This is a genomic window from Oribacterium sp. NK2B42 (assembly GCF_000424445.1).
Lineage (GTDB): Bacteria > Bacillota > Clostridia > Lachnospirales > Lachnospiraceae > Oribacterium.
Genome location: NZ_AUJX01000036.1, coordinates 1 through 12,481, shown reverse-complemented (window position 1 = coordinate 12,481; position 12,481 = coordinate 1). Strand labels below are relative to the sequence as shown.

At 42.7% G+C, this 12,481-nt stretch carries 12 protein-coding genes; 11 read left to right on the top strand and 1 reads right to left on the bottom strand.

What is annotated here, in order from left to right:
- The first annotated feature begins 152 nt into the window (after nucleotides 1–152).
- From serC to ftsH, 4 genes are all read left to right on the top strand, one after another.
- A complete protein-coding gene (serC, locus tag G625_RS0110145) occupies nucleotides 153–1,235 on the top strand; it encodes a 3-phosphoserine/phosphohydroxythreonine transaminase (RefSeq protein WP_029201039.1) in 1,083 nt (360 codons plus the stop codon).
- A 21-nt stretch (nucleotides 1,236–1,256) separates the two neighbouring features.
- The gene (locus G625_RS0110140) at nucleotides 1,257–2,426 is read left to right on the top strand and encodes a phosphoglycerate dehydrogenase (RefSeq protein WP_029201038.1); all 1,170 of its coding nucleotides are present in this window, start codon (nucleotides 1,257–1,259) and stop codon (nucleotides 2,424–2,426) included.
- Nucleotides 2,427–2,667: 241 nt separating this feature from the next.
- The gene (locus G625_RS0110135) at nucleotides 2,668–3,957 is read left to right on the top strand and encodes a DUF1015 domain-containing protein (RefSeq protein ID WP_029201037.1); all 1,290 of its coding nucleotides are present in this window, start codon (nucleotides 2,668–2,670) and stop codon (nucleotides 3,955–3,957) included.
- Between the two features lie 239 nt (nucleotides 3,958–4,196).
- The gene (ftsH, locus tag G625_RS19330; protein WP_084152850.1) at nucleotides 4,197–6,389 is read left to right on the top strand and encodes an ATP-dependent zinc metalloprotease FtsH; all 2,193 of its coding nucleotides are present in this window, start codon (nucleotides 4,197–4,199) and stop codon (nucleotides 6,387–6,389) included.
- Nucleotides 6,390–6,499: 110 nt separating this feature from the next.
- On the opposite strand, the gene G625_RS22750 is transcribed toward ftsH, so the two are convergent.
- On the bottom strand, nucleotides 6,500–6,760 hold the full coding sequence (locus G625_RS22750) for a helix-turn-helix domain-containing protein (protein ID WP_044932258.1): 261 nt from the start codon (nucleotides 6,758–6,760) through the stop codon (nucleotides 6,500–6,502).
- A 133-nt stretch (nucleotides 6,761–6,893) separates the two neighbouring features.
- Between G625_RS22750 and G625_RS0110120 the strand changes: the two genes are divergently transcribed.
- The 7 genes from G625_RS0110120 to G625_RS19315 all read left to right on the top strand — a co-directional run.
- On the top strand, nucleotides 6,894–7,826 hold the full coding sequence (locus tag G625_RS0110120) for a metallophosphoesterase (RefSeq protein WP_029201035.1): 933 nt from the start codon (nucleotides 6,894–6,896) through the stop codon (nucleotides 7,824–7,826).
- Between the two features lie 11 nt (nucleotides 7,827–7,837).
- Nucleotides 7,838–8,638, top strand: coding sequence for a segregation and condensation protein A (locus G625_RS0110115; protein WP_029201034.1), 801 nt, complete (start codon nucleotides 7,838–7,840; stop codon nucleotides 8,636–8,638).
- Between the two features lie 3 nt (nucleotides 8,639–8,641).
- On the top strand, nucleotides 8,642–9,397 hold the full coding sequence (scpB, locus tag G625_RS19325) for an SMC-Scp complex subunit ScpB (RefSeq protein ID WP_084152848.1): 756 nt from the start codon (nucleotides 8,642–8,644) through the stop codon (nucleotides 9,395–9,397).
- Between the two features lie 74 nt (nucleotides 9,398–9,471).
- Nucleotides 9,472–9,909, top strand: coding sequence for a dUTP diphosphatase (locus tag G625_RS0110105; protein WP_029201033.1), 438 nt, complete (start codon nucleotides 9,472–9,474; stop codon nucleotides 9,907–9,909).
- A 26-nt stretch (nucleotides 9,910–9,935) separates the two neighbouring features.
- Nucleotides 9,936–10,562: a tetratricopeptide repeat protein gene (locus G625_RS19320; protein ID WP_084152847.1), complete on the top strand. Its 627-nt coding sequence runs from the start codon at nucleotides 9,936–9,938 to the stop codon at nucleotides 10,560–10,562.
- Between the two features lie 178 nt (nucleotides 10,563–10,740).
- Nucleotides 10,741–12,087: an aminotransferase gene (locus G625_RS0110095; protein WP_029201032.1), complete on the top strand. Its 1,347-nt coding sequence runs from the start codon at nucleotides 10,741–10,743 to the stop codon at nucleotides 12,085–12,087.
- A 227-nt stretch (nucleotides 12,088–12,314) separates the two neighbouring features.
- Nucleotides 12,315–12,481 (top strand): transposase (locus tag G625_RS19315; protein ID WP_031553846.1); only part of this gene is annotated, 167 nt, incomplete at its 3' end.

Genomic DNA, 12,481 nt, shown 5'->3' with positions numbered 1-12,481 from the left:
AGGTTATATCTGACAAATGCGTGTTTTATGGCTTATGGGGGAGTGGTCCTCCGGATTAATGTTTTATTGATTCGATGGATCAAAGACAATGATACTGCACATTCCGCCGGAACAGGTGGGTGCCGTAAAATAAAATGAAGGGGAAACAAATTATGAGCAGAGTTTACAATTTCAGTGCAGGTCCGGCAGTATTACCGGAGGAGGTTCTTAAAACAGCAGCAGCAGAGATGCTTGACTACCATGGATCAGGCATGTCAGTCATGGAGATGTCCCACAGATCAAAGGACTACCAGGCTATCATAGATACAGCAGAGGCTGATTTCAGAGAGCTTCTCAACGTACCTGATAATTACAAAGTACTTTTCCTTCAGGGAGGCGGAAACACACAGTTCGCCATGGTTCCTATGAACCTTATGAAGAATAAGGTTGCAGACTATATCATTACAGGTCAATGGGCTAAAAAAGCAGCCAAGGAAGCTGAAATGTACGGAAAAGTCAATATCATCGCAAGTTCTGCGGACAAGACTTTCTCATATATTCCCGATCTTACAAATCTTAAAATATCTGACGATGCGGATTACGTATACATTTGCCAGAATAACACAATATACGGAACTACCTTCAAGGAGCTTCCTGACACACAGGGCAAGCCACTGGTTTCAGATGTTTCTTCCATGTTCCTTAGTGAGCCTATGGACGTTTCAAAGTACGGTGTTCTCTGGGGCGGCGTTCAGAAGAATATCGGACCTGCCGGCGTAACCATAGTAGTTATCCGTGAAGACCTCATCACAGAAGATGTTCTTCCCGGAACTCCTACCATGCTCCGTTACAAGATCCATGCCGACAACAAGTCGCTTTACAACACGCCTCCTTGCTACAACATCTACATTTGCGGACTTGTATTCAAGTGGCTTAAGGAAATGGGTGGTCTTTCGGTTATGAAGGAGCGTAACGAAGAAAAGGCAAAGGTTCTCTACGATTTCCTGGATGCTTCAAATATGTTCCATGGAACAGTGGTTCCGAAGGATCGTTCTCTTATGAATGTTCCTTTTATCACAGGCAACGAAGAGCTTGACAAGAAGTTCATCGCAGAAGCTTCTGCAGCAGGCTTCAAGAACCTGAAGGGACACCGTACAGTAGGCGGTATGAGAGCTTCCATCTACAATGCTATGCCTAAGGAAGGCGTAGAAAAGCTTGTAGAGTTTATGGACAATTTTGAAAAGAACAATAAATAAGCGGAAGGGTCGTGAGATAACATGAAAGATCGTGAAATATTTTGCCTCAATAACATTAGCCGTGTCGGTACCACAAAATTCAGAAAGGGCTATACACTTGTAGACAGCATTGATAATGCAGCAGGCGTTCTTGTACGTTCTGCGGACATGAAGGCTATGGATTTTCCGAAGACTCTTCGTGCCATCGGACGTGCCGGTGCAGGAGTGAACAACATCCCTATCGACAAGTGCTCCGAGCAGGGAATCGTTGTTTTCAACACACCGGGTGCCAATGCCAACGCCGTTAAGGAACTGGTTATCGCAGGTCTCATGCTGGCAAGCCGTGATGTTATCGGAGGAGCAGAGTGGATAAAGGCCAATGCCTCTGACCCTGACATCGCAAAGAATGCAGAAAAGGCAAAGAAGAATTTTGCGGGAAATGAGATCAGGGGCAAAAAGCTGGGAGTTATCGGACTCGGAGCCATCGGCGTTCTGGTGGCCAATGCCGCAGTTGAACTTGGAATGGATGTTTACGGCTATGATCCATATCTTTCAGTAAATTCCGCCTGGAAATTAAGCCAGAAGGTTCATCACGCAGCAGTAGTTGATGAAATCTATGAGAAGTCAGACTATATCACAGTTCATGTTCCTGCACTTGATTCAACCAAGGGCATGATCAATAGAGACTCCATCAGCAGAATGAAGGACGGAGTTCATATCCTGAATTTTGCAAGAGATGTTCTGGTTAATGACGATGACATCGCAGAAGCATTGGCAAAGGGCAAGGTAAAGACCTACGTTACCGATTTCCCTAATGCTAAATCCGCTAATATGCAGGGTGCAGTTGTTCTTCCTCATCTCGGAGCATCCACAGAAGAAGCAGAAGATAACTGTGCTGTTATGGCTGTTGAGCAGGTTCAGAATTATCTTGATAACGGTAATATCCATAACTCGGTAAACTTCCCTGAGACAGATATGGGAGTTTGTCAGAGCGGCGGACGTATCGCAATCCTTCACAGAAACATTCCTAACATGCTGGGACAGATCACAAAGGCTCTCGGCGAGGCTTCCATAAATATCGACGGACTTCAGAATAAGTCAAAGGGTAATTTTGCATATACTCTTATGGATATCGATAAGCATCTCACAGACGACGGGCTTGAAAACCTCGGAAAGATCGAAGGAATCCTGAGAGTTCGCAAAGTTAAATAAAAAAGATCAGAACATAATAACGAATATCAGTCGGAGAAAAGCTTCTCTGGCTGATATTTTTGTGTAGTATCCACCGGGGACGGTTCTCGCCGGCGAGAACCGTCCCCGGTGGATAAGCAGGCATTTCATCAGTCAGGTTTACTTGCAAGGATATCCTGACATCTGATACGATATCAGGTATCGAAATTTAGAGTGTCAGCATAGTAATGCAAAGGATTTATAGATTGTGGAGGACAGATATATGGCAACAGTCAAGCCTTTCAAAGCCATTAGACCAAATATCGATGTTGTAAGTGAGGTAGCGGCACTTCCTTACGACGTTTACTCAAGAGCAGAAGCAAGGGAAGCAGTCAAGGGTCACCCGCTTTCCTTTTTAAACATTGATAGACCGGAAACGCAGTTTCCTGAGGATCAGGATATGTATGCTCCCGAGGTTTATAAAAAAGCCTCAGAGCTCCTTTCCGAAAGAATAAAAGACGGTACTTATATAAGAGATGATGAAGCCTGCTTCTACGTATATGAGCTCACTATGGAGGGACGTACCCAGACCGGAATCGCAGCCCTGAGTTCCATTGATGACTATCTTAACGGAGTATGTAAAAAGCATGAAAACACAGTGGAAGAAAAAGAACAGGACCGCATAAGACATGTAGATACCTGCTCCTGTCAGACAGGACCCATCTTCCTTGCCTACAGGGAGAAAAAAGAAATCTCTGAAATAGTAAATGATGTCAAAAAAAGCGATGCTGTCTATGATTTTGTTTCGGAAGACGGCATAAGACACAGAGTGTGGGTGATTTCAGACAGATTCATCGTTGACCGGCTTGAAAAGGAATTTTCAGAGGTTCCCGCTACCTACATTGCAGACGGTCATCACCGTGCAGCCAGCGCCGTAAAAGTAGGACTTAAAAGAAGAGAAGAACATCCGGACTATTCCGGAAACGAAGAATTCAACTTCTTCCTTTCCGTTCTGTTCCCTGATGACCAGTTAAAGATCCTTGATTATAACCGTGTGGTAAAGGATTTACGGGGTCATGATCCTGAAGAACTGATGCTTAGCATAGAAGAAAACTTTACCGTATTTAATGTAAAGGAAGCCTTCGTGCCAAAGGTAAAAGGCGAGATGCTCATGTACATATCCGGCGAATGGTTCCTCCTCCGTGTCAAGGATGAAGTTATGGAAGCACGAAAGAACGATCCCGTTGCCTCCCTTGACGTCTCCATACTTCAGGATCTGATACTTGAACCATTACTCGGAATAGGAGATCCAAGAACAGACAAATGCATCGAATTCGTTGGCGGCATCCGCGGCTTAAAAGAACTCGAAAAACGTGTAAGCCAGCATACCTACAGCCATGTTATGGACGGAACGCTTGAGGAAACCGGTCCCGCCGCAGCCTTCGCCATGCATCCGACAGACATCAAAGAACTCCTGGACGTAGCTGACCACAAACTCCTGATGCCCCCGAAATCAACCTGGTTCGAACCCAAACTCCGTTCCGGCATCTTCCTTCATGAATTTGAAAGATAAAAGTTCAGCTAACGGTTCCTCAAAACCATTGATCAAATAGTAAAAAGAATATGTCAGAAAATGCACGTCCCTTGCATTTTCTAACCGGTTATTGTTTCAGCTGAATTATTCCTCATGCCGGATATTGAACCAATGCTTCATTCGGTCTGTCTTGATTTTAGCTTATACGTTCTTTATAATTAAAATTGCTGCAAAAGCAGTATTCTACCCTTAAACAGGGTAAGGAAATGGAGTATTAGATGGATAACAATAACAGCCAGGGTAATGACGGAAAGAGATTCAATCATTCAAGTCAGACTTTTATAATTCTGATAATAGCCGCAGTTATTACTTTCTTTGTTTACACCATGATAAGAGGAGTTTTCGTCTCGGGTGTTACACAGGAAGTTAGTTACACAGAGTTCATTTCGATGATAGACGGAAACCAGATTTCCGAAGTGGAGTGGGGGGACTCGGATATAACCATATATCTTAAATCATCAGCAGAAGCTCCTGCCAAAAATCCTCAGGCAAATACAAAGGATCAGTACAGCCAGTATCTCAGTCAGATGAATGTGAGATATTATGTTGTACCTGTCAATGCTGACGCCGAAAATCTTGTGGACCGCATGCTTCGTCATGGTGTCGAGATCTATAAGCTTAAGCCTGATAATTCAGGCTATATCATGGAAGCCATGATAAGTATAGTTATTCCTTTCGTACTTATCTTTGTGATCATGAATATGACCATGCGTCGTATGGGAAACGGCGGCGGTGGTCTTATGGGAGTTGGAAAATCCACTGCAAAGATGTACATGCAGAAAGAAACCGGAGTTACATTTAAGGATGTTGCCGGTGAAGATGAAGCCAAGGAATCACTTGTGGAAATAGTCGACTTCCTTCATAATCCGACGAAGTATACCGCAATAGGTGCAAAGCTTCCGAAAGGAGCACTTCTTGTGGGACCTCCGGGAACAGGAAAGACACTTCTTGCAAAAGCCGTTGCCGGTGAGGCACAGGTACCATTTTACAGTCTCTCGGGTTCTGATTTCGTAGAGATGTTTGTAGGTGTGGGTGCCAGCCGTGTAAGAGATCTTTTCAAAAATGCAACACAGTCTGCACCTTGTATCATATTCATCGATGAGATCGATGCCATCGGCAAGACCAGAGATACAAGGTACGGTGGAAACGATGAGCGTGAGCAGACTCTGAATCAGCTGCTTTCAGAGATGGACGGTTTTGATGCATCAAAGGGTATCATGGTCATGGGTGCAACAAACAGACCTGAGATTCTGGATCCCGCACTTTTAAGACCCGGTCGTTTCGACAGACGTATAGTTGTTGAAAAACCGGACCTTAAAGGCCGTGTCAATATCCTCAAGGTTCATGCAAAAGATGTCCAGCTGGACGATTCAGTTGATTTCAATGAGATAGCCCTTGCAACTTCAGGTGCGGTAGGTGCGGATCTTGCCAACATGATGAATGAAGCAGCCATTACGGCTGTCAAGCATGGACGCAAGAAGGTGTCACAGGCAGATCTTTTTGAAGCTGTTGAAGTAGTCCTGGTAGGTAAGGAAAAGAAGGATCGTATCCTTTCAAAAGAGGAGAGACGTATCGTTTCCTATCACGAGGTTGGACATGCACTTGTATCCGCTATCCAGAAGGATGCAGAGCCTGTACAGAAGATCACCATCGTTCCCAGAACCATGGGCGCTTTGGGATATGTTATGCAGGTTCCCGAAGAAGAGAAATATCTCAACACCAAGGATGAGCTTCATGCCATGCTTGTGGGCTATCTCGGCGGAAGAGCAGCTGAAGAGATAGTATTCGGCACAGTCACAACCGGTGCTTCCAATGACATTGAAAAAGCCACAAAGCTTGCAAGAGCCATGGTCACACAGTATGGTATGACCGAAAAGTTCGGACTCATGGGTCTCGCCACTCAGGAATCCCTGTATCTCAATACCGGAAGAACGGTCATGAACTGTGGAGATGATACAGCTACACAGGTTGATCAGGAAGTCATGCGTATCCTTAAGGAATGCTACGAAGAGGCTAAGGAGATACTTAACAGTAACAGATTCGCACTTGATCGTATAGCTGAGTATCTCATTGAAAGAGAGACCATAACAGGAAAAGAGTTCTTACATATCCTTCATGATGTACAGAAGGAAGAAGATATGAAGCTTCATCCTGAGAAGTATGCAAATGAAAATGCAGTAACAGATACTTCTTTTGATGCCGGTTCTACTGAAACAGTTCAAAGGATTGAGGATTCCGGTACAGGCTTTTCTTCATCTGTTTCCGGATCCGGATCACAGGAGAATAAAGGAAAGATGCCTTTTGAAGAAGTAAGAGCAAAGTATGCTGCACAGGATGTCACAGAACAGCTTGATAAAACAGCTTCGGACAGTGGCGAAAGCTCAGGAAACGATAGCACATCTTCATTATGATCGGTTTTTGTTCAATAAAAAAAGTGTCGGTACTTTATCCCGGCACTTTTTTTCTTCGTAGAATACCATTGATTTCACATTAGAGTGAAAAAGATCATATGATAATCTGATTAAATGATTGCCGGTTTCTTTCTGTCGGGACATAGGATGAAGATATCAGAAGGATGAATATTAAGTCGTAAACATAGCATGGCTATGGATTTTAAAGTCAGAGGCTGGTCTTTTCTGAGCTTCTGAAGCATGCTTGAAGAAATATAAAGCTTATTTACCAGATCGTATTGAGATAGCTTTTTCTTTTTGAGTGTGTTCCAGAACGGAGCATAAGAGATTACATCCTCATAAGAAGATGGTTCGTCGAAATAATTGTTCATACTACTTGTTACCTTTTGAAATATGGGGTTGATAGTTACAATCGGGTTATTTATTAAAGATGTGATTAAAAGACCAAAGAAATGTGAGAAATTAATAAAAATAACCGAATGAAATAATATAACGAGAGGTTTTATGTTTTCAATCGTAATAAGCACCATTTTTTTTATTCTGATTTTTGTCATAATCACTATAACTATATCAAATTGGGAGAGAAATAACCTAAAAGTATACCGGTATAATATTCACTCCGGAAAGCTTAAGGATACTCACAGATTTGTATATATAAGTGATCTTCATGAAAAGGAATTTGGTGAGAATAACAAAGAGCTTTTAGAAAAAATTGACGAACTTAATCCGGAATTCATCATAATCGGCGGTGATCTCATCAGATGCCGAAAGGTTAGAGACCCTGAGAAATATAAGGATAAAGATAAAATTGAGGTTTCATTAAAGCTTTTAAATAACCTGAAAAACAAATACAGGTTATATTTCTGCTATGGTAATCATGAACAGAGACTCCTGGACAAAGCCGGTTTCAATGATTGCAATGAGACCTCAAAATATGATAAATATATACAGGATATTTCTTTGGAGAGAGCCACACGTCTGAAGCAGACTTTGGAAGGAATAACGGTATTGGACGATGAAACCGTAAGCTTCTCTGACTTCGATCTGACGGGCTTTACTCTGCCGCTTGATTACTACAGGCCTTTGTTTATGAAATCCAAAGAAATGCTTCAAGAAGAAGACATTGCCATTCACATAGCTAAACCGGATAATGAAAAATTTCATATAATAATGCTTCATACCCCTATGTATTATAAAGAAATTATAGACTATGGAGCAGATCTGGTACTTTCCGGTCATTATCACGGAGGAACCGTAAGATTACCGTTTTTGGGTGCTCTTATGACTCCGCAATACCAGTTTTTCGTAAAGGAATGTGCAGGGGAGTTTAAATATAAAACCGGAACCTTGATAGCCACCAGGGGACTGGGAACCCATTCCATAAATATACGCATCAATGACCCTCCGGAAATAAGTTTTATAACCATTGAACCATAAGGAAGTATTTTATGTCTGAAATCACATATAAACTGGATAAATTTGAAGGTCCGCTGGATCTTCTCCTTCATCTGATCGAGAGGGATAAGGTTGATATATTTGATATCCCTATTGTTCAGATTACAGCAGAATATCTCGAGTATGTCGGCAATATGGAAGAAGAGGATCTGGATGTGGTTTCGGATTTCCTGGTTATGGCAGCAACTTTACTTGAGATTAAATCCCGGATGCTGCTTCCGAGAGAGGTAGATGAGGAAACCGGTGAGGAAGTTGACCCGAGAGCAGAACTTGTCGAGAGACTCCTTGAGTACAGGAAATACAAGCTTATGGGACAGATACTTCAGGATCGTGAAGATGCCGCAGACAGATTCTATTACAAAGGACCGACTATACCAAAGGAAGTGGAAAAGTATGTTCCGCCTGTTGATCTGGATGATCTTTTGAAAAATGTTTCTCTGGAAAATCTCAAAACCGTTTTTGAAGATGTAATGAGACGTAAAGAGGATTCCATAGATAAGGTTCGTTCAAAATTTGGTGTAATAAAGAAAGAAAAGATATCCCTGGAAGGCCGTATCAGAGATGTTTTAAAGTATGTCCGGGGACATCATAAGTTTTCTTTCAGACATATGATAAGAAAGAAAAAGGACAAGATGGACGTGGTAGTAAGCTTCCTTGCCATACTGGAGCTTATGAAGATGGGACGTATAACCCTGGTTCAGGATACTCCCTTTGGAGATATGGATATAACTGAAGTTGAAGATCCAAATCAGAACGATGAAGAACTGGATCTTACAAATCTGGAGGACTTGTAATTAATGAATGATGTTGAACAGTTAAGACTTCCCATAGACGGAGATCAGCTTTCCGAAAAGGAAAGGAAGCTTGCAAAGGAAATAGACAAGGAATTTACCGATGAACTCCAGATGGAAGAGAATATTATCGAAGCCCTTTTATTTGCGAAAGGGAATTCCGTAAGTCTTGAAGAGATTAAGACAGCCCTTGACTGTGGAGAAAAGCCGGCCCTAAAGGCTCTTAACAGACTGATAAAAAAATATGAAGAACGCCATGGAGGTATCATTATCCAGACTGTGGGTAATCATTATCAGATGACCACAAATCCCGAATGCTTTGACGGACTTATCAGAGTCGCAAAGCATCCAAAGAAGCCGGTGCTTTCAGATATTGTTATGGAAACACTTGCTATAATTGCATATAAACAACCTGTAACAAAGGCCGAGATTGAAAGAGTCAGAGGCGTATCCTCGGATCACGCGGTAAACAAGCTTGTAGAGTATGGACTTGCTTACGAGGTTGGACGTTTAAATGCTCCCGGCCGTCCGGCATTATTTGCCACCACAGAAGAATTTTTGCGAAGATTTGGTGTAAGTTCCCTGGATAACCTTCCGAATCTCAATCCTGAAATGGAGGATGAGATCAAAAAGGAAGTTAATGAAGAAGTTATCGACATCATGGGAGCTGCTCCAACAGAAAATCAGGAAGAAGTGAAACCTGAACAGCAGGGAACTATCGATTCAAGCCCGGAAATGGCAAATGACGATACTATCGTTTAAGAGCCGGTTAGATAGACATCTGTGTGTCAGATATAAACGGCGGAAAACATGCATTTATAGATGAGGAGAAAATCATGGAAAAGACAATCAGAATAAAGTACCACTCAGAAGAAATTGAAAAGCTCGAGTACATAGCCGGAAAAAGTGACTGGATCGATCTGAGAGTTGCCGAGGATGTAACATTAAAAAAAGGCGATTTCAAGCTTATAAGTATGGGTATCTCACTTCAGGTTCCCGAAGGCTATGAGATGCTTCTGGCACCGAGAAGCTCAACCTTCAAAAACTTCGGACTCATCCAGACCAACTCTCTCGGAGTTATTGATGAAACCTATTGCGGAGATAATGACATTATCCGCATGCCGGTTTACGCCACAAGAGATACCGAGCTTCACGTAAACGATCGTATCGCCCAGTTCCGTATCATTGAGCATCAGCCTCATATAGTATTTGATGAAGTTGATTCTCTCGGAAATGCTGACAGAGGCGGATTCGGATCTACCGGTAAAAATTGATTTTATTTAGATTGGATGTTTTTAACATGTTCAAAAACAGATCATTAGCAAAATTTATAAAAAGAACAGCCATCATAGCTTCGATGCTTCTTCTTACCGCCTGTTCCTCCAAAAAGGTATACGAACTCAGAGAGAAAGGCATAGAAGAGCTTCAGATGGCTAAATACGAACAGGCCATCGAGACCTTTAACGAAGCTTTGGATAACAGCAACGGTAAAGTCACAGAAACCCAGTTTGACATCCTTCTCTACAGAGCTGAAGCCGAGTATATGCTTGGGGATTATTCTTCTGCCCAGAAAACCATTGACACCTTAAGGGAAGTTGACGGAGACAAAGAAAACTATCTTAAATTCCAGGGTCAGCTGGATGCAAAAAAGCTCATTGCAGAGGCAACCGAAGCCCTGAACAACAACGATCCGGAAACTGCAAGGGAAAAGCTGGATGCAGCAAAAGCAGCAGGAATCTCCAACGATCGTGATCTTCAGTTTAACGAGATAGTCTACCTTGAGAAAACTGCAAAATGGCGCGAAGCCTACGAGGCAGTAAAAAACTACCTCACTCAGTTTCCCGGAGACGAAGCCGCCGAGCGGGAAAAATTCTTCCTGGAAACTCGAGTCGAAGCGTTAGACGGTAACCCTTTACTTTCAGAGTAGTAGTGGGTAGAGCGGTCGGGCATCCATTTAAATGGATGCCCGACCGCTCTTTCAATGTGCACCTGATTATCCTTGCTATCACGAAGAGTTATGGATTTCTACCGCCCGATGCTTGCAAGCATCGGGCTTTTTGATTATACTCGGAAAGTATAAAAACATAACAGGCGGGAGGCCACTTATGAAAGCTTACACAAAAATGACAAAAGAAGAGCTTCAGAAGGAGCTTGTGAATCTTAAAAAAGAGTATGAAAAATATCAGGCAATGGAAATGAGCCTTGATATGAGCCGCGGAAAACCATGTAAAGAGCAGCTCGATCTCAGCATGGGACTCATGGACGCTCTTACCAGCGGCGCCGACATGTATTGTGAAGACGGTACTGACTGTAGAAATTACGGCGTTCTCGGCGGTATAGATGAAGCCAAGGAGCTTCTTTCCGATATGATGGAGAATAATCCCAACAACATCATCATTTACGGAAATTCATCCCTGAACGTAATGTATGACTCGATTTCCAGATCCATGACACATGGCGTTATGGGAAATACACCCTGGTGTAAGCTTGATAAGGTTAAGTGGCTCTGCCCTGTACCGGGATATGACAGACATTTCGGAATAACCGAGTATTTTGGCATTGAGATGATCAATGTTCCTATGACACCAACCGGACCTGATATGGATATGGTGGAAAAGCTTGTAAGTGAAGACGAAGCTATAAAGGGAATCTGGTGCGTTCCCAAGTATTCCAATCCTCAAGGCTACAGCTATAATGACGAAACAGTCCGTCGTTTTGCCAGACTCCGTCCTGCTGCCAAGGATTTCAGAATTTATTGGGACAATGCTTACGGCATCCATCATCTTTATGATAAAAATCAGGATTACCTTATTGAAATCCTTGCCGAGTGTAAACGTGCGGGAAATCCTGACCTGGTATATAAATTTGCATCCACTTCCAAGATAACCTTCCCTGGTTCGGGAATTGCGGCACTGGCTACCTCATCAAACAACCTGGATGATATAAGAAATCAGATGCAGCATCAGACTATCGGATACGATAAGGTTAACCAGCTCCGTCATGTACGTTTCTTCAAGGATATTCATGGTATGGTAGAGCATATGCGTAAGCATGCGGATATCATCAGACCAAAGTTTGAAATGGTTGAAAAGATTTTTGCCGAAAAGCTTGATGGTCTTGGAATAGGAGAATGGACTAAGCCTAACGGAGGATATTTTATCAGCTTTGATACTATGGATGGCTGTGCAAAGTCTGTTGTAGATCATTGCAAGAAAGCAGGTGTCAAGCTCACAGCTGCCGGAGCTACCTTCCCTTACCATAAGGATCCTAAGGACAGCAATATCCGTATCGCACCAACATATCCGCCACTTGAAGACCTTAAGACAGCTGCCGATCTGTTCGCACTCTGCGTCAAGCTTGTTTCTGCCGAAAAGCTTCTTTCTCAGAAAACCGGCGAGGACATCGAGACTCTGGATGCCGAAAAGCCTGAAGAGGTTATTGTAAAAGGTTAATGATAAAAATAAGGACGGTTCGCAATGAACCGTCCTTATTTTTGATTTTGTAGGTCGTGACCACGTGCCGCGCGCTGCTTCAAGTTTTGCCGGCAGCAAAACGATCAAGCGCGTGGCACACAAAACCACCCGCTATGCGGGTGGGTGTTCAAGTTATACAAAATCACCGTATCCTCACTATAATAGTAGTGCTCAAGCCACTATACAGAAAGGATACGGTGATATAAATGGCGAATAAAGAATACTCGCTCGCCCATACGAAATGGATGTGTAAATATCATATCGTATTTACACCAAAGTATAGACGAAAAATAATTTACAATCAATATAAGGAAGATTTGCGCGATATAATAAAGCACCTATGTAATTACAAAGGTGTAGAGATAATAGAGGG